Annotated in this window: 15 protein-coding genes and 1 pseudogene; 5 read left to right on the forward strand and 11 right to left on the reverse strand. The window is 60.8% G+C overall.

Going from position 1 to position 18,250, the window contains the following annotated elements; all coding sequences use genetic code 11:
- Positions 1 to 99: 99 nt before the first annotated feature.
- The 4 genes and pseudogenes from ACP0KA_RS20025 to ACP0KA_RS20040 all read right to left on the reverse strand — a co-directional run.
- Positions 100 to 1,161: a class I SAM-dependent methyltransferase gene (locus tag ACP0KA_RS20025; RefSeq protein WP_424630472.1), complete on the reverse strand. Its 1,062-nt coding sequence runs from the start codon at positions 1,159 to 1,161 to the stop codon at positions 100 to 102.
- Between the two features lie 146 nt (positions 1,162 to 1,307).
- Positions 1,308 to 2,123 (reverse strand): class I SAM-dependent methyltransferase, encoded by an 816-nt coding sequence (locus ACP0KA_RS20030; protein ID WP_424630473.1) that lies wholly within the window; start codon positions 2,121 to 2,123, stop codon positions 1,308 to 1,310.
- Positions 2,124 to 2,412: 289 nt separating this feature from the next.
- The gene (locus ACP0KA_RS20035; RefSeq protein WP_424630474.1) at positions 2,413 to 3,333 is read right to left on the reverse strand and encodes an MBL fold metallo-hydrolase; all 921 of its coding nucleotides are present in this window, start codon (positions 3,331 to 3,333) and stop codon (positions 2,413 to 2,415) included.
- Between the two features lie 631 nt (positions 3,334 to 3,964).
- A pseudogene (locus ACP0KA_RS20040) lies at positions 3,965 to 4,897 on the reverse strand (alpha/beta fold hydrolase); the annotation flags it as partial.
- Between the two features lie 477 nt (positions 4,898 to 5,374).
- Between ACP0KA_RS20040 and ACP0KA_RS20045 the strand changes: the two are divergent.
- Entirely contained in the window at positions 5,375 to 6,199 is an 825-nt protein-coding gene (locus tag ACP0KA_RS20045; RefSeq protein ID WP_424630475.1) for an outer membrane protein, read from the forward strand.
- Between the two features lie 96 nt (positions 6,200 to 6,295).
- Here ACP0KA_RS20045 and ACP0KA_RS20050 read toward each other — a convergent pair whose 3' ends face one another.
- A complete protein-coding gene (locus ACP0KA_RS20050) occupies positions 6,296 to 6,652 on the reverse strand; it encodes a hypothetical protein (RefSeq protein WP_424630476.1) in 357 nt (118 codons plus the stop codon).
- A gap of 274 nt (positions 6,653 to 6,926) precedes the next feature.
- On the opposite strand from ACP0KA_RS20050, the gene ACP0KA_RS20055 reads away from it, so the two are divergent.
- Positions 6,927 to 7,796, forward strand: a complete 870-nt coding sequence (locus tag ACP0KA_RS20055) for a class I SAM-dependent methyltransferase (protein WP_424630477.1) — start codon at positions 6,927 to 6,929, stop codon at positions 7,794 to 7,796.
- A gap of 87 nt (positions 7,797 to 7,883) precedes the next feature.
- Here ACP0KA_RS20055 and ACP0KA_RS20060 read toward each other — a convergent pair whose 3' ends face one another.
- Together ACP0KA_RS20060 and ACP0KA_RS20065 are read right to left on the reverse strand one after the other, a co-directional pair.
- Complete coding sequence (locus ACP0KA_RS20060; protein ID WP_424630478.1) at positions 7,884 to 9,296, reverse strand: peptidase M15; 1,413 nt, start codon at positions 9,294 to 9,296, stop codon at positions 7,884 to 7,886.
- 244 nt (positions 9,297 to 9,540) lie between these two features.
- On the reverse strand, positions 9,541 to 9,699 hold the full coding sequence (locus ACP0KA_RS20065; protein WP_424630479.1) for a hypothetical protein: 159 nt from the start codon (positions 9,697 to 9,699) through the stop codon (positions 9,541 to 9,543).
- Between the two features lie 4 nt (positions 9,700 to 9,703).
- Here ACP0KA_RS20065 and ACP0KA_RS20070 point away from each other — a divergent pair, with 4 nt between their 5' ends.
- Positions 9,704 to 11,218, forward strand: coding sequence for a L,D-transpeptidase (locus ACP0KA_RS20070; protein ID WP_424630480.1), 1,515 nt, complete (start codon positions 9,704 to 9,706; stop codon positions 11,216 to 11,218).
- Between the two features lie 1,069 nt (positions 11,219 to 12,287).
- Here the strand turns inward: ACP0KA_RS20070 and ACP0KA_RS20075 are convergent.
- Complete coding sequence (locus tag ACP0KA_RS20075; RefSeq protein ID WP_424630481.1) at positions 12,288 to 12,656, reverse strand: response regulator transcription factor; 369 nt, start codon at positions 12,654 to 12,656, stop codon at positions 12,288 to 12,290.
- Positions 12,657 to 12,862: 206 nt separating this feature from the next.
- Entirely contained in the window at positions 12,863 to 13,522 is a 660-nt protein-coding gene (locus ACP0KA_RS20080) for a response regulator transcription factor (protein ID WP_424630482.1), read from the reverse strand.
- 400 nt (positions 13,523 to 13,922) lie between these two features.
- On the opposite strand from ACP0KA_RS20080, the gene ACP0KA_RS20085 reads away from it, so the two are divergent.
- The gene (locus ACP0KA_RS20085) at positions 13,923 to 15,788 is read left to right on the forward strand and encodes a PAS domain-containing sensor histidine kinase (RefSeq protein ID WP_424630483.1); all 1,866 of its coding nucleotides are present in this window, start codon (positions 13,923 to 13,925) and stop codon (positions 15,786 to 15,788) included.
- A 394-nt stretch (positions 15,789 to 16,182) separates the two neighbouring features.
- On the forward strand, positions 16,183 to 16,635 hold the full coding sequence (locus ACP0KA_RS20090) for a universal stress protein (RefSeq protein ID WP_424630484.1): 453 nt from the start codon (positions 16,183 to 16,185) through the stop codon (positions 16,633 to 16,635).
- Between the two features lie 91 nt (positions 16,636 to 16,726).
- Here ACP0KA_RS20090 and ACP0KA_RS20095 read toward each other — a convergent pair whose 3' ends face one another.
- Together ACP0KA_RS20095 and ACP0KA_RS20100 are read right to left on the reverse strand one after the other, a co-directional pair.
- Entirely contained in the window at positions 16,727 to 17,386 is a 660-nt protein-coding gene (locus tag ACP0KA_RS20095) for a L,D-transpeptidase (RefSeq protein WP_424630485.1), read from the reverse strand.
- Positions 17,387 to 17,495: 109 nt separating this feature from the next.
- Positions 17,496 to 17,987: an RlpA-like double-psi beta-barrel domain-containing protein gene (locus ACP0KA_RS20100; RefSeq protein WP_424630486.1), complete on the reverse strand. Its 492-nt coding sequence runs from the start codon at positions 17,985 to 17,987 to the stop codon at positions 17,496 to 17,498.
- Between the last annotated feature and the right edge of the window lie 263 nt (positions 17,988 to 18,250).

Here is an 18,250-nt window from a genome sequence, read left to right on the forward strand (position 1 = left end):
GCCGGTGAGTGCGCGGCCTTGGGTCAATAGGCGACATCAGTCCGGAGTGAGGGCAGGGCTCTCGCCATCCGGACTGATGCGCACCGTTGCGCTGATCGGTCACGAACGCGCTTCGAAGATCAGGTTGAACGGCGTCTCGGTCGCGCGGCGGAAGCGTCTGAAACCAGCTTCAGTGACCACCTGACGCAATCTTCCTTCACCCGCCTGCGCCCCAAGCCCCAGGCCTACGTCCTGAGAGAGTGATGCCGGCGTACAAATGAACGTCGAGGCGTGATAGAAGATGCGCCCGACCGGGTTGAGATTGTCGTTGAGATTGTCATGAGCAAACGGCTCGACGATCATCCACGAGCCATCCTTGGCCAGCGTTTCCTTGACGTGCTTGCCCGCACCCACGGGGTCGCCCATGTCATGCAGGCAATCGAAGAACGCCACCAGATCATAGTCTTTCGCCGGAAAATCCTTGGCGCTGGCCTGCATGAACGTGATGCGGTCTTCAACGTCCGCGTCTTGCGCCAGGACCTTCGCGCGTTCAAGCGAAGGCTTGTGGTAATCGAAGCCGAAGAACTCCGAATTGGGGTAGGCCTGCGCCATCACAATTGTAGAGGCACCGTGGCCGCATCCGACATCGGCCACCCTGGCGCCGGCCTTCAGTTTCGCTTCGACGCCTTCGAGCGCCGGAATCCAGTTCGAAACGAGATTGGCGTTATAGCCTGGCCTGAAGAAACGTTCGGTGCCGGAGAAAAGGCACTTCGAATGCTCGTGCCAGCCAACGCCTTTCCCGGTTCGAAACGCCTCGGCGACTTTGGGTTCGTCGAGATAGGTAGATTGCACAACATCGAATGCACCGGCAAAGAAAGCCGGCGATCCCTCTTCGGCGAACGCCATGGCTTGCTCCGCCGACAGCGAGAACGCATTTTTTTCGGGGTGGTAATCGATGTAGCCGGAGGCGGCCTGTCCGGACAGCCATTCGCGCACATAACGTTCGTGCAGGCCGGTCTTCTTCGCAAGCTCGGGCGGAGTGACCACGGCACCATCCGCCATCGCCTTGTAGAGCCCAAGGCGATCGCCGAGCAGGATGCTGGCGCCGCCAAGTGAGATGCCAAGGTCGCCGACTAGCTTTCCTACAAGCGCATTCAACTTTTCAAGGTTTGGTTCACGCATTGCAGCTTCCTCCACGACTTGAGAGAACGGCCCCATTGCTAGTTAAAGAAGTGTGGGACGATCGGCGGAACGCAAGTCTGCAGGGGGTCACGTTTCGCCGAATTGCCGTGCACCGCTCGATATCGGATTTGAATCAGCAGCCAATCCTACACGCGAGCCCAAGCACAATATTGGTCGGGGCCGACGATCTGTGCATGCGCCTCGGCAACCGCCGCATGGACGCGGGTCTCGAGGTTGTCGACCGTGATGTCGCCCGCTGCGATGAGGCCTAACTCCTGAGCGCGCGGCAGCACTTCCCGGAAGGTCGATGCCATCCACGCCATCATGGGGGTGGATTGGTGACTGCCTACCACACGCTCGCAAATCAGCGACGGCGCGCCGAGACCCGCTTCCTCAAACGATCCGGCAAGGCGCTGTGCGGCGTCCGGCGTCGTCACGATCCGGCGCATGACGCCCATCACGACGTTGGTGATCCGGTCCCACAACGGAACCTGCGGGACGCTCGACCCGCCGGTAAACTCATCGATCTCGTGGAACGCAACGACACCGCCGGGACGAACCAGCCGCGCCACATCGGCGATGAATTGTGCGGGCTCTTCCTGAAAGATGAGGACATACCGGCCGACCGCGAGATCGAATCCGTCACCGTCGACAAAATCGCGCACAGAGGCGTGATGCAGGGTGACGTTGACGGCGCCGGCCCGCCGGATGCGATCGCGCGCGGTCGCCACAGCCGTCTCCGAGCGATCGATCGCAACCACAGATCCGTCGCGCCCGACGAACTCGGCCAGCAACAGCGAAACGTCTCCCGCACCGCAGCCGAGGTCGAGCACCCGCATCCCCCGTGCAATGCCTGCCTCGCGGAGCAGGCGCTCTGTGATGGGACGCAACGCCTGAGCCTGCACAGTCAGGCGTTCAAGCTCGGTCGCGGCGTGGCCGAGAGAGTACGCTGGTTCACTCATGGCGGTTGTTCAAACTCTCTGCATCTATGTCGATGCAAGCAGATTTAGCCAGCGCGTTGTCCGCATGCCAAGGAGAACTCGGCTACAGCGGTAACAACCGGCGTTTTCCGAATGTCTCGCTGTGAAGGGGGATGTCTCGCGCGTCTCAAAATATCAAGGCGATGGGAATGGGTATCTGCCCGCGAATCTGCTTGCCAGTGGTCCGATTCCGAAGTTCGTGCAGGCTTACGGCTTGCTCGGATGCGAACTTCGGATTCGCGACACTCATTCATCCCCACGCAACGCTCACTCAATACTCCCAGACGGCCGGGACCCAACGAAAGGCATCGCCGGCGACCGCCACATGACAGACCGACGGGAACGGCAGGTGCGTGGCCACCAGCGGCTCGCGGTTGTCCGCCAACTCCCGCAAGAGACGGACGCGAACGCGGCTCGCTTCCTCGGGGTCGTGTTCGAAGCCGTTGTACCAGTCCGGGTGCTCGAACCCGACCGCGAACACGGCGTCGCCGGCGAACGTCAGCCGGTCGCCGCCGGACGCGAGGCGGACCACGCTGTGCCCGGGAGTGTGGCCGCCGGTGCGACGGACCATCACGCCCGGCACCACTTCGTAGGTCTCATCGAAGGGTTGCAGCTGGCTTTGATACTCGTTCATGAACCGCTTGGCGGTCGATCGAAGCGCGTCCGGGAATCCCGGCGGCATGGAGACGCGGGAGAAATCGGGCGCCGCCCAGAATTTGATTTCTTCGGCCGCCACGTGGATTCGCAGGTCTTGACGCAGCCGCTCCCGCACACCGTCGACGAGCAGCCCGCCAACGTGGTCCATGTGCATATGGGTGAGCACCACATCGGTCACGGACGAAAGATCGATGCCGGCTTCCTCCAACCGCTGGATCAACTTCCCGGCCCGCGGCAAGTGCAAGTCCGGGTCGGCCCCGAGCCCTGCGTCGACGAGGATGGTCCGGTCGCCGCTGCGCAGCACGACCACATTCAGCGCCCACTCGAGCACGTCCGGCGGCAGAAACTGCTCGTTCAGCCATTTTGCCCGGACGGCCGGGTCGACGTTGTGGCCCAACATCGCGCCCGGCAGCGTGAGCACGCCATCGCTGACCACCAGCACGTCAATGTCGCCGACCTTGAGTGCGTAGCGCGATGGAACCATCTCCTCAGGAGGGCCCGATCTCGCGGGGCGTCCGGCAATGTCCAGGCTCATGATTGTCTCCTGCTGATGTATCTCCTGCCGACCGTCCTTTCTGATGTGGTTCGTTCCTCCGTTTGCCATCAGCCGAAGGCGGGATGCGTCCAAAGCACGCATGTCAGGGATCGATGCGTCCGAAGCGAATGCCGCGGGAAGGACCGCAAGCGGATCGCAGGGAAGGACGCCATGGGCGTTTCCTTTGCGAGGTTCGAGGTTATTTGGATGCGGCGGCGACGAAGGTCGTGTCGCTCGGTCCCGTGCCGGTCAGCCGGACGACGGCGGGCTCGGCGCGGGTGAAGGCGAAGTGCGCGACACCGCCGGGCTCGGTGTAGAGGCCGCCCGCCGTCAGGGGCTTCACCGGCGCATCGCCGGGTTTAGCGCCATAGCCGAAGTACCAGACGCCGGAGATCACCGTGGCGAAGCGATCGTCGTGATGGGTGTGCGCTGCGATCACCGTGTTCGGCGGCACGTGGATCTCGAGTGCGTAGGGCCCTGGCTTGGCGGGATCACCCGAGATCAGCACCGTGCGGATGCCGCTCAGTCCGGAGGTGCCCGTGCCGGCGCCCGACGTCGGCATCGACTGGATCTGCTCGAGTGACAGGGCTGTGGCGCCGAGACCGTTCTTGGCTGCAGCGTTATGAGCCTTGTCGAGGAAGTCGTGAATCGCCGCCACCGTGGCGGCCGGTTGCTCTTCCATGAGCCAGTGCCCGGCGTTCGCGACGACCCGTTCCTCCACGTCGACGGCGCCCGCTTGCGCGACGACCGCCATCATCGGACCGAAGGATTTCTCGCCTCCGATCGCGAGAACCGGCATGCGGAGCTTGCCGTGTGCGGCGAGCCATGTGCGGTTGTCGATCACGTCCTGATCGAAGGCGGCGAATTGAAGGAAGCCGGCCCGCATGCGGCCCTTTGCGGCGTAGAGACTTGCGTAGTGCTCACGCGCAGCCTCGGGAAAGTTCGCGGGGGCGGCGGAGAAGTCGTTCCAGAAGCGGTCGAGGTAGATGCGCTCGCGGCCTGCGACGAGGCGCTCCATGTCGGGGCCGCCGAACCGGAAATGCCAGAGCAGCGGACTTTTCACGATCTCGTCCCAGGGCCCGACACCCGGCACCGGCGCATCCATCAGCACCAGCTTCGTCACCCGGTCCGGATATCGTGCAGCAAAGGCGTAGGCGACCATGTTGCCGATGTCGTGGGCCACCACATCGGCGCGCGGCGCCTGCAGCGCATCCATCACGCCGGCGATGTCTTTCGCCTCGTTCGCCTTCTCGAACCCGGTTTCCGCAATGGCCGAAAGGCCGAAGCCGCGCAGATCCGGGACGATCACCGTGTGATGCTGCGCGAGATCGGCTGCCAGAGGCGCCCACATGTCGCCGGTCTCGCCATAGCCGTGCAACAGAACCACTGCCGGCCCTGCGCCGCCGATACGGACATGGAGGGTCGTGCCGTTGGTTGCGACCTCTTGCGTGCGGAAGCCGCGCGGAAAGTCGAAGCTATCCGCGGCGCGGGTGGCACTGCTCATGAGCACTGACAACACAGCGCCGGCGAGTGCGAGCCGGCGAAAGAGGGGTGGGATTTTCATCGGGAGAGCTCCAGTTCATGCCTTTTGCATGGCGCGTAAATAGACACGTTCCGTCGTACGGAATAATTGGGGGTCATGCCAAGGAATTTTGATCGCGGCGCAAAGATGCCGGCCTCGGACAATAACGTTTCAAATGATGATCGCGCTAGGATCATTCACAAGATCATTCCCGAGATCATTCCAAGGCGAACGCCGGAATCCGCGGCCATGCCAACGTCAAGCGCGCGATTGGCAACAGCGGACGTTAAGCGAGAGACGGGGTTCGCACCTTGTGTCTTGCAGGTCACAGGTCGTTTGATTTGATGGCGAGTGCCGCCCAGTCCTAGTCAGATTACCGTCCAGACCAAGAAGTGTCCTTTAGATCAAACTACCGTTCCCCCTGGAATCGATCGTTCGGTTGAAGGTCAAGGCGATAGCGCTCAGCCTGATGGGTGAACCTGTTGCCCTTGCCGCCGATATTCGCGCGAGGAATGGACAGTGAAGATCTTGAGGATTTTTGGTTTCGCCGTGTTTGCCGTGCTGGGCATGACGTCGATCGCTTCGGCTGCGGATACCGGAGGCGCACCGAACTGGACCGGTTGGTACGCTGGCGCGAATGCCGGCGGAGGCTGGGGACGCGCTCACGCGGATGCCGTCTTCGATCCAAGATCGCGCTTCGATACGGCCGCGGTAGACTCGACCTCCAATACAATCAACGGCGCGCTGGGAGGGCTTCAGGCGGGATACAATGTGCAGAGCGGTGCTTTCCTGTTTGGTGTTGAAACTGACATCCAGGCCACCAGCCAGCAAGGTGACGCGCAATCGACTGTCACGCTCAGCAGCCGAAATTTATGTCTCTCGCCCTGCGTGGAGCCGCCGCCGACGATAACGAAAGCGCCCTTCGACACCGCGCAGAAGCTGCCGTGGTTCGGTACGCTTCGCGGACGGGTCGGTATTGCGCCGTCTGATGGTTGGCTGGTCTACGCGACCGGCGGACTTGCCTATGGTGAAATAAAGAGCAGCGCGACCTTTACGATTCCGCCAGGGAACGCTTGTCTCGCTCCGTGTACTCCAACGCCGGGCGGATCTATCACCGGCAATTTCAATCAAACCAGAGCCGGATGGGTCGCGGGTGCCGGTGTGGAAACGGCACTCGGTGGACATTGGAGCGGCAAGCTCGAATATCTCCACTTGGACTTCGGCGACATGAGCAACACTTTCGCAGCCATTGCTATCGCTCCCTTCTCTGGGACGTTGAGAACGAATGCCCGGTTGACGACCGATATCCTGCGCGTCGGTGTGAATTATCGTTTCGGCGGGTAAGTTCCGCGACAGACAAAACGCGACACGTGTGTCGATTGCCTATCTCAGGAATGCGCCGTTGTCGAAACCCGCAAACGCGTGTCGCGTTTTCAAGCTTCAATTCTGGCCATAGACGCACTTGGCAACCGAGCGCGTCGGCGCGCCGAACGGGTTGCGAACTTCGTAGTCGACGAACGCGTAAAGGCGTTGGGGAGGATGGCGGATGAGGCTGCCCGAGAATTCGGGGCCGCCGGCCAACACAAATCCATAGTCGAACATGATCGGCTGCGTCGATTCGATGATCTTGATCCGGCGATAGGCCGAAGGGTTCAGCAACCGCTGTTTCACACCTCGTTCGCACCACAATCCGAAGTCGGAGGCCTGCGCACTGAAAGTCGGGGCCAAAGACAGCACCACCACTGCGAGGGCTGACGCAATAAGAGATGACGCTGTGAGAGCGGATCTGGCTTTCATTTGCGACTGCTCCTCGTGCGAATGACAGCTCTTATTCAATCCCATGAACCGGGGTGAAATTGTGGTCGAGGCTTCGATCGAAAGGGCAAGGTCGGATCAGGCTTTCCGCTGTCACAAAAGAATATGACCCTATGGATAGTGTCCCGCTTCCAAGGAAAGTGAAGACGGGATTGCGCCGGGGTGTGCTCTTATCGCGAGCAGGTGAGTGGACCGTGCACACTCGTTGCATTGCGGTCCTGGAGACGGGAAGGGTCAGGGAGCAATGAGCAAAACCATGACAAGCATCACAAGGAGCCTTCTGGTTGTGGCCGGTGTCAGCGCGGGCCTGTTCCTCAGCGCTCACGTAGCGACGGCGCAGCAGAGCGGATCGCCGCTTTCCTCCGAGCAGATCGTCCAGATCGTGAAGAGCCCTGATCGCTCGGCGGCAGATCGCACCAATGACGCGCGGCGAAAGCCCGAGCAGATGCTGGGCTTCATCGGCATTCGTCCCGGCATCGTGGCGGTCGATCTCAGCGCGGATGGCGGCTACACCACGGAACTGCTGGCACGCGCGATCGGACCTTCAGGCAAGGTTTACGGCCAGAGCCGGCCGCGCAATCCCACCCCGGCACCCGCATCGACGGCAACGCCCGAGGGCGGAAGCAACCCAGCTGCGGCAATCGCAACGCCGGCAGGCGCGCCGAAGCCGTCCCCGGTTGCTCTTGCTGAGCGTGACAGCAATCTCCGCAGCCACGGCGCCCAGGCCGCTCCGATCGTCGCGGTCTCGCGGCCGTTCGAAGATCCCATGCCGCCCGAACTCGCGGGTGGCAGCGTCGATCTCGTGACCTTGATGTTCAACTATCACGACCTCGGGCACCTTGGCGTGGATCGTGCCGCGATGAACAAAGCCGTCTTTCGCACACTCAAGCCGGGAGGGCTCTATGTGATAGCCGATCACGCGGGGCGGCCTGGTACCGGCATTTCGGAATCGGGCACGCTTCATCGCATCGAAGAGGCGTTTCTTCGGCAGGAAGTTGAAGCAGCCGGATTTAAGTTAGCCGGTGAAGGCAATTTTCTCCGCAATCCGAACGATCCCAAGGATAAGAATACGCCGGACCCGCCGCAGCCGAAGGACGACTTCGTGCTCAAATTCGTCAAGCCGTGAGCGGGGCCGTGTCCGCATCAGGCGGGTCACGCATCGTGTTGATCATCCCGCGCGCCTGATATCCGGCCGGCGCGCCTCAGCTTGCTCTTACCTTTGAGCCTGCCGCAGTTGTCGGGCGTTCGCCGGACGTGGGGACACGCGCTTCGAGGGACGCGAGGCGTCGCGCATGATCACGAGGTTCGGCTTCTTCACGTTGATCTGTTTTGCTTTCGATGCCGCCAGTTTGGCGCTGGCCTTCTTCGCGTCCACTTTCTTCGCGTTCGCGGCCGCCACTTTGGTGCCGCGGCTGTGCTTGGCATATTCCTGGCCGTCGGTCGGGGCGACATGGGGCGGGTCGCGGCTGAGATAGGGACGCGCGATTCCGAACTCCTTGCCGTGCGCATCAACCCATTTCCACAGCTTGTCAGAGTTCGCCCATCGCTCGTTACGCGTGCCACCCTGGACACTCACGATATCCGCGGCAAGCCCACAGCCGTAGCCGCCGCGCAAGCTGCCGCCATGATACGACCTGTTGCTCGCAGCCTTCAGGCCGCTTGCGATCGACTGGCGGTAGTCATCTCGGAAGGCGCTGGTGATGCCGGGCGAAAGGCCTGCCACTTCTGCCGCACGCAGCATGCGAAACAGTTTTTTCTTGAAGCTGCGGTCCATGCCGCCGATCACATAGTCCATCATCGGCATGCCGGCGCGCTCCGCCGCCTTGGGGTCCTTCCAGGTGAAATCCTGATCGACAAGTTTGGTGAAGGCTTTCGACACGGTCACAGTGATCGTCTTGGTCTTGTTCTTTCCCTTGCCTTTGACCTTGACCTTGCGCTCGACGGTGACCTTCCTCCATTCGACCTGTTTGATGGTGTCTTCCTTGGGCGCACGTTGATAAAGCGCCCACAGATAGCGATCGATGCAGGTGTCTGTGGCTTGACACTCGTCGGGAATATCGATGGTCGTCGCAGCCTTGTTGGCGTCGCGAAGGATCCTGTTGGCGTCTCGAAGGATAGAGCCTGGTTCGTAGCCGGGCTCGCCATCCGCCGGATTGACGTTTGCCACTTGCACAGCCGCAGGCTCGGTGGGCGGAGCATGTTCGGCAGGTGGCGTTTGTTCAGTTGGCAGCGCTTCTTTGGCCGGCGGCGCTTCTTTTGCTGGCGGCGCCTGCGCCGCGATGGGGAGTGCTGGCTGCGCGGGAGCCGGGGCGGCGACCGCTTCAACGTCTCCCTCCGGCAAATTCAGAGTGATCGATACGTCGGTGCCTGCACTCGCAAGCGACGGTCCAGCCTTCGCCACATCGGTCGGCGCACGAGTCGGGCCACGGTCGTCTCCGGATGTCGCGCTTGCGCTGACAAGCTGCGTCGTAGCGGAGCCGGAGGGAGCGCTGATATCCGTCGGCGGCGCTGCGCCGGTGGTCTGGATACCTTCTGACCCCGTCGCGAGCAGGCCGACAACCCCGGCCGCGAGAGCGACGGATCGCAATACCGGTGTTGGCACTGTCGAAAGTCGCAGCGGGTTCATCATTCCAGCCTTATCGGAACCGGATTGCACAGCCGAGCATGCGGACGCCCACAATTGTTGTGACAAGGAAATGACCAAGCAATGGCGCAACCGGACAGGCTGTGTCCTTTTCCCGGGAGTGTTGCTTGTGCGCAACGGCGGGCGGAGGGCCTATGACGGGCCGCTTGAGCGGGTTGCGATCATCAGAAAGGGGCCTACGCGATGTCCGTTTTGTGCCAATTTCAACTGCGAGTATGATTCGTCGTCATGAGCTGTCGTATCCCGGTGATTGATCACGACGGCGGACGGGCGTTTGAACGGGGCGTGGAATGGTGAAGCGATTGGCATCGGCAAAGTCCACTTGGGTGAAATCCACTTGGGCGACATCCAAGGTGGCAATGCGCGGCCGGACGGCTTCGGCCATTGTGATGCTCACGGCGTTGGCCGCGCTCGCGATGCCGACCTCTGAGGCCATCGCTGCGAAAAAGGGCCGCCCCGCGCAACCAGCGGAGGCAACAGCGCCGCGTGAGGCAGGCGACCCGCTCATGGCCATCGTGTCGATCAAGAGCCAGCAGGTCACGTGGTACGATTCTGAAGGCTGGATCTATCGCGCGCCGGTCTCGACCGGCATCAAGGAGCGCGAAACGCCGGCCGGCGTCTTTGCCATCGTCGAGAAGGACAAGGACCATCACTCGACCATGTATGACGATGCCTGGATGCCGAACATGCAGCGCATCACCTGGAACGGCCTCGCATTGCATGGCGGGCCATTGCCCGGCTATGCGGCTTCGCACGGCTGCGTGCGCATGCCTTACGGCTTTGCGGAGAAGCTGTTCGACAAGACGCGGATCGGGATGCGCGTGATCATCTCGCCGGAGGATTCGGCGCCGGTCGATTTTGCTCACCCGACGCTTGCGCTGTTCGCGCCGAACGCGCAGGCCATCGCCGCTGCTCCGGCAAAGGCCGAGACGCTCGCCCGTGAAGCGACCGACGCCGCCACCGCAGCCGATGACGCCAAGAAGGCGGCTGCGGCGTTGACCCGCGAGACGGCGCCACTTACGGCGTCACTGCGCAAGTTGGAGAAGCTCAAGGCCCGCGCCGACGCCGATCTGGCATTCGCCGACAAGAAGCTGGCTGCTGCCAAGACCGATCAGGCCAAAGCGAAGGCCGAGGAGTTCAAGCAGAAGATCGCCGCCAAAGCCGCGGAACTGAGCACGCAGCTCGACACCGCCAAGGCGGACGCGGCATCGAAGCTCGACGCAGCCACTGCTGCAAAGGAAGCGGCCAAGACGACCCAGGCGAAGAAGACCGACACCGCCAAGGCAGCGCTTGATGCAAAGCTCGCGATGGAGCCGGTCTCGATCTACATCAGCCGCGCGACGCGGACGCTTTACGTCCGGCGCAATACCCACAAGCCTGCGCCGGACGGCGGCGGCGAAGTGTTCGATACCAGCATCGAGTCACCGGTCGAAATCCGCGATCCCGGCAAACCGCTTGGCACGCATATCTTCACGGCGGTGGCGCGCAATGACGCGGGCCTGCGCTGGACCGCTGTCACCATCGATCATGGCGATGAAGCCAAGAGCGCGCTCGACCGCATCACCATCCCAAAGGACGTGCTTGATCGCATCGGGCCGACCGCTTTGCCGCGCTCCTCGATCGTCGTCTCGGATGAGCCGCTGAGCGAGGAGACTAACTATCGCACGGAGTTTGTTGCGGTGCTGAGCGACCAGCCCCAGGGCGGCTTCATCACGCGCAAGCCTTCTGAGGTATTGGTTGCCGACGACAATGGCGGCTACGACAACGGTGGAGGCTATAGCCGCCAGAACGACAATATCTTTGGCTTGTTTTTCGGGGGCGATCCACAACCGCAACCGAGCGTGACGCGCCGGCGCGGCGGCCAGCAGTACGCGCCTCCACCGGTGCAACGGGGCTTCTGGTAAGGCGTTGCACGCTGCGTGATCAGACGGCTTCAAGTCGGCACAACCATCTGCGGTCGCTGTGTTGACGGGTCTTGAAGCGATTCAAGCACTCCTTTGAACAGAGGGCGGTCGACCAGTAGTAGTGTCGGATGAGGCCGAAACTTCGGTCACACATGGCGCAACGCTTCGCTGCGCCAGTCGACGGCTGTTGCTGCTTCCTGCACATTGTTGTCTCCTATGGCTGCAGCGGGCGTCTCTTGTTGGTATCGCACTGTTGTTCCGATGAACTGCGACGTTAAAAGCGTGGCCCGCCGAAGCAATCGTACGTAGGTACGCGTCCCGCATCGAAAGGGTTCGGAGGTGCTATACGAAAGTTTGTGTCGATTTTGTTCCGCATGGGCGGCGGCCTGGCGCGGCATTATCCGTCACCGCTGTCTTCCAGGCCGTAGCTTCAGCCGTCTGTTTTCCCGCAGATGAAAACGGCAATCCTCTTGCCGCTCATGCAATCCCCGCGGGCAAGCGCTTCGTCTGCAAAGTTCAGCAGGTTCGGACGCCGGAGGACTATTCAGGTTCACGACCGTCTGTAAGTAGTCACAGGAAAACGGAGAGAGACTTTGAAACGGCAAGGGCGTTTGATTGCCGCAACGACTTTCAGGTTGCGGCCTCCGCTTCCGTGTCCGATTTCATTCGCAATATCCAACGAATGTAACTTTCCTGCCCCTTAAGAAAACATGCGCGTCCGCAATAATGCTCATACGCAGGATTCCGGAGAGAGATAATTTTCGGTTCTTCACTGTCGCATTCGGCGCAACGAAGGACTATGCGCATGGCGACCTCCTTCTGAGGAATGACCATTTTGCGGTTGGAAGCTACTGCTTCATCTCGCCCTCGCGGTCCCGAGAGCGAGTGTGTTTTGAGTGTCCTGAATCCCGAAGTTTGCTTGATGGACCCGCTCAGAAAATGAAGCGAACGTCTGAGCCACCGTATGAGTTTCCTCCGCTCACCGTCCTTCATCAAGTTGTCTGAATGGTTGATTTCCTCATCCCTAGGTATAACCGCTCGCAGGGCGCAAATAGCGGTGGCTCAGTCCTCATCGATCTTGGCCAGGCCCTTCGAGAGCTGCGTCAATGCATTCGATCAAAGCGTCCGCATCGAAGGGCTTGGTCAGGAAGCACGTCGCGCGCACCTTGTGCGCTGACGCGCGGACGCTCTCGATGGGATAAGCCGTAATAAAGATGAATGGCATGTAATGTCCTTGGGCGAGTAAGTGAGCTTGCAGTTCGATGCCGCTCATTTTTCCCATCTGGACGTCTGCAATGACGCACGACGTGCCATTCAGCTCGCACGATTCCAGGAACTCTTCCGCCGATGCGAACGTATGGACGGTGTAACCAACCGACCTTACGAGATTGGAGGTCGCGGCACGAACGGATCCATCATCGTCAATGATTGAGATCACTGGAATTCTGGACAAAGCGGTCTTTCCCGTGGGCGCGAACGGAGCCCAAGTGCAGCCGTCCAGAGCAAGGGTGCGCCGCGAACAACGGGCGGAAAATCATACTTAGGTTTGTACGCGCGGGTGCCTTTTTCGAACGAAGCGATACCGGTCTTGAAGGAGAAAAGGCCGCGCGCGCCCGCGAGCTCAAATGAGCTAAGCTTCGCGGGCTAAGACTCCGGGCGACGAATTCCGAGCATCTCGGCCATCCTCACCAGATCAGCCACCGATTTCGCGCCCATTTTCTTCGTCACCTGACCGCGGTGTATCTTCACCGTAATCTCGGCAATGCCGATCTCCGCGGCTATCTGCTTGTTCATCAGCCCGGCAGCGACCAAAGTCAGAACCTCCCGTTCGCGAGGGGTCAGGGTCGCGAAAACTGCCTGCAAATCCGAGAGGGCCTTTGCATCAACGCGCCTCTTTCTGTCGCACTCGATCGCCGTCGCCACCGCGTCAAGCATATCCTGATCGCGAAACGGCTTGGTCAGGAAATCGACGGCGCCGGCTTTCATCGCCTTGACCGTCATTGGAATATCGCCATGCCCCGTCATGAAGATGATCGGAATGTGAATGCCAGCCTTCACCAAGTCAGTCTGAAAATCCAGGCCGCTCAGCCGGGGCAACCTGATGTCGAGGATGAGGCAACTGGCAATGTCAGGAAGCTTACTCTGCAGAAACTCGGGCGCCGAACCGAACACCTCGACCCGCAAGCCCACTGAGCGGAAGAGACTTCCGAGCGCGTCGCGAACAGAAGCATCGTCGTCGATGATGAAGACGATCGGCTCCTCGACGCCCGCGAGATCGCGAGCGGATGTTGGGCGCCCGGTCACAACGTATTGTCCTCCTTGGCGATAAGCCAAACGAAGCCAAGGTCAGCAATGCCCGTGGAGCGGATTCGACGTCGTAAACCGCTCCCGATCGCTTGAGCTTACCAGAGCAAAGCGTCATTCTGCCCACAAAATCGATAAGCCGTGCGAGCCAACCGCTGGTAGTGCGCGCGCCAGCTCACTCTTGTTCCGTTTCGGCCTGCGCCCGTTACTGCCGCTTTACTCACGGGAAAGACCGGGACAAGCTACCGATGCGGCAAAATGCGGTACTGGCTGCGGGAGCCGGCAGCTTGTGCTCCATTGCTCTCGAAATGAGTGTTTGCTTGTTGGATCGGCCGCACGACCGATGCGGACTTCGGAACCGCCACACTCGGCAACCGGCACGTCCTTGGCGAGGCGTGACATGGATACGGAACAGCAACACGTTGAAGATGTCGCGTCTTCGCCGGAAATCGTCACGCCGCGGGCTCTTGCGGTGATGAGCGCGGCCATCGTCGGCGCAGTCTTCATCCTGGACACAATGACCCCGGCAGAGAACGTTATCGCCGTGCTGTATGTGGGCGTCGTTCTGCTATCGACCAGGTTTCTTCAGAAGCGCGGCATTGTGCTGACGTCGCTGGGGTTAATGGGGCTTACGGTACTCAGCTATTTGCTGTCGGAGGACGATAACTCACCAGGCATCGCGTTTTCGAGCCTCCTTCTCAGCGTGGCGGCGATCGGCGCGACGGCTTTTCTCGCTGTGCAAACCCAATCGAGAGAAATGGTGCTGCGCGAGCAGGCCGGACTTCTCGATCTCACCCACGACACCATCTTCGTGCGCGACATGAACGATGTCATCGTCTACTGGAACCGCGGCGCCGAGGAACTGTACGCATGGAAAAAAGCGGAGGCCCTCGGCAAGGTATCTCATCAACTCATGCGGACGACCTTTCCCGCCCCGCTCGAACAGATCACGGCGGAGTTGCTCCGTACGGGCCGCTGGGAAGGCGAACTGGTCCACACGAAGAAAGACGGCACGCAGGCCGTGGTGGCGAGCCGGTGGTCGGTGCGACGGGACGCAGGCGGAGATCCCATTGCGATCCTGGAGACCAACAACGACATCACCGAGCGCAAACATGCCGAAGATGCGTTGCGGCGAAGTGATGCCTATTTGGCGGAAGCACAGAAATTAAGTCTCACGGGGAGTTTCGGTTGGAAAATCTCCAGCGGAGAACTCTTCTGGTCGGAGGAGAGTTTCCGAATTCTTGGATACGACCGCACAATCAAGCCTTCTCTCGAACACTTTATACTAAGATCCGACCCGGTCGATATCGCCCGCGTTCGGCAACAGATCGACCGCGCTGCACGCGACGGCAAGGATTGGGAGCTCGAACATCAACTCCTGATGCCTGACGACACCGTGAAGTGTGTGCATGTCGTGGCCCGTGCGGTCAGAGATGAATCGGGCGCAGTCGAGTTCGTCGGCGCAATCATGGATGTCTCCGCGACCAGGCGCGCGGAACATGAGTTGCGGCAGGCACAGGCGGAACTTGCTCACGTCACCCGCGTCACGACCTTGGGCGAGCTGACGGCTTCGATTGCTCACGAAGTCAACCAGCCCATCACCGGGGTGATCACCAATGCCGCCGCCGCCTTGCGCTGGCTGGGGGCTGACCCGCCCAATCTGAACGAAGTTCGCGATATCCTTGGCCGTATCGTCAAGGACGGCGGGCGTGCCGGAGATGTCCTTCACCGGATCCGTGCCCTCATCAAGAAAGCGCCCCCGCGCATGGTTCGGCTCGATATCAACGAGGTTGTCCTCGATATCATTGCGCTGACCCGAAGCGAATTGCAGAGGCATAACGTTTCGCTGCGGACAGAACTCGCCGCAGGCTTGCCGCTGATCGAAGGCGATCGCATCCAGCTGCAACAGGTCATTCTCAACCTGATCCTCAATGCGGTCGACGCCATGCGAGACGTCGACGAGGGTACGCGGGAATTGCAGATCAGCACGGGGAGGGAGGACGCGGACAGCGTGCTCGTCACAGTGCGGGATTGCGGTCCCGGCTTGGACCCGCAGAGTGCGGACCGCCTGTTCGAGGCGTTCTACACGACCAAGCCCGATGGCTTAGGCATGGGCCTGCCGATCTGCCGTTCGATCATCGAGGCTCACGGGGGACGGTTATGGGTTACCGGCAATGATCCTCGGGGTGCTGTCTTTCAGTTCACCCTTACTCTTGAACGGGATGACATCTTCGCCGCGGAGGAGTTAAAGGCCCAAGAGGGCTAGTCGTGAAGTGGTATGCGGGCGGCAAATGCAATTCACCGCGCGAACAGAAACCGTGCCGTTGATCGAGGATTCGGGAGAAAAAAACCGCGCTCCCTTGAGGCAGCTAGGGAGCGGGAGGAGCGCGGCCAAGTCCGGGATCGAGTTTCTGACAGGGACTTTACGCCACAACATAATCAGAGGGCATTTGATCAAACCATTACACGGAGGTTGATCCGCACGGTACGTTCGGCTGAGTGGAGCATACTTAGGTATGAGCATCCTCCTCCGGTGCGACGAGCTTTTTGGGAAGACGTGCCACGTCAGCGCGCTGGCCCCGCATCACAGACGGCGACGATCGGACCATATCTGGTAAGGTTGTTTTTTTAAAGTATTCGACCAACAAGGGAGGCTGCGAATGTACGCGAACATTCTCTTGAGCACGGACGGATCGGATGTCGCGAGAAAAGGCGTTGAGCATGGGATGGCTTTAGCAAAGGCGTTGAATGCGAAAGTGACAGTCATCACCGTGACGGAACCGCTTCTCACCGGATATGGCGGAGGGCACGGCGGATGGATTCCCCCGCAGGAAATGATCGACAGCTTCGACGCCGCCCACAAGGAACGTGCCGGCAAAGTGCTCAATGACATTCGAGCGATGGCGGAGCAGGCCGGGATATCCGCAGACGTCTTGCATGTTCCGAATACGCTCCACCCAGCCACTGCGATCCTCGAAGCCGCAAAGTCCAGAGGCTGCGACTTGATCGTCATGGCCTCTCATGGACATCGCGGCATCAAGAAGCTCGTGTTGGGGAGTCAAACATCGGAGGTCCTGGCGGACGGCGGCGTGCCGGTGCTGGTCGTGCGGTAATAGACGTCACCGATGTCGAAGCGATAGCGTTGCGCCTCGGCGACTGATGCCGAGGCGCACCAACATCATCACTCAAGATTAGGACCGAAGATCAGCTACGAAGCCTGCTCAATGCACCTTGACTTGGCGGCAGGACGACGACGGGAGCGCCCGTCCTGACCCGGCCGTATAAGTCAATGACGTCCTCATTGGTCATACGGATGCAGCCGGACGATATGGCCTGGCCGATGTATTCCGGCTGATTGGTGCCGTGGATGCGATACAGGGTGTCCTTGCCGCCTTCGTAAAGGTAGAGCGCGCGTGCGCCCAGCGGATTAGCCGCACCCCCGCGAACGCGGGCCGGGTAGGGGCCGAGCCGCTCCTGAATCTCCCGCGTCGGAATCCAATCCGGCCATTCAGCCATCCGGCCAACGGACGCAACGCCGGACCAGGCCAGCGCCTCTTCGCCGACCGTCACGCCGTAGCGGATGGCCTTGCCGTTCGGCAGCACGTAATAGAGATAGCGCGCATCGGTATCGACCAGGATCGTGCCCGGCGTCTCCCGGCGCGTGTAGTCAACGATGTGCCGGCGATAGGACTCTGGAATGGTCGCCTGCGCATAAGGTGGGTGCGCCAGCAACTGCCGGTCTCTCGATGTCAAGTTGGCATTGGACGACGGTGAGAGCGTCGCCTGCATGCAACCGCCGAGCATGAGCCCAAGCATTCCCAACAGCGCGCCCAAGCGCACCCATTGCACCCCGGACCTCGGCATTGTCGGACCCCAATCCGTTAGACTGGTTAATCTGCTGCTCGAAGTGTGCAGAAATCAAGGCAACTCGACAATTTTCAGGGCCGTACCATACTTCTTTCGCGTGTGTTGCTCAGCCGACAGGTCCCGGGGTCCAATAGTCCCCTAACAACGGCTTCACCGTTACGCTATCGATCACGCCGAGCTCTAAGCTCGGATCGAAATAGCGCATCGCACGCTCGTTCAGATCGATAATGCGGCCAGGCGTGAGCGGCCCCACGTCATTGATCTTGACGATGATCTTCTTGCCGACAGCTTCAACGAGCGCGTATTTCGGCCGCGCGCCAAATAGCACGCCACCGAATTTCTGACGCAGACTGGTCTTGATGGCAGCCGCCCAGGCTTTGGGATCATAGCGTTCGCCGGAGGCGGTGTTCGGGCCGCCCTCTCGCCATCCGGGCTTGAACGGATTGTACGTGGATGCTGCGCCAACGATCGCGGCTCCCGATGCGGCATCGACGACAGCGCTTGAATGAACGCCTGCAGCTTCACATCGCGCAAAGGTTACAGACATGGCAAGCACAACAAGGGCGCCGCAAAGTGCGGCGCTCGAGCGGAACAGCATTATGACTCCTCGACTACTTTGATTCGTCTATTTGATTGTTCAGTTCCCGACGCCGCAAAACATGGCTGAGCGAACGCGAAGGCGTTGATAGCTCGTGCCAATTGTTTGCGGATTGGTGCCAATGAATGGCGACGCAGAATGGCGGCGAACGCGTTGTGGGGAACCTCTGTGGGTTCTCACACAGTGTTTTTAGTTGTCGGCGATTAAAACAGAGAATGCGTCAGCAGCATGACAGTGCGTGAGAGGGAACAAGCGTCATGCCG

The sequence above is a fragment of the Bradyrhizobium sp. SYSU BS000235 genome, from assembly GCF_049747295.1.
Taxonomy (GTDB): domain Bacteria; phylum Pseudomonadota; class Alphaproteobacteria; order Rhizobiales; family Xanthobacteraceae; genus Afipia.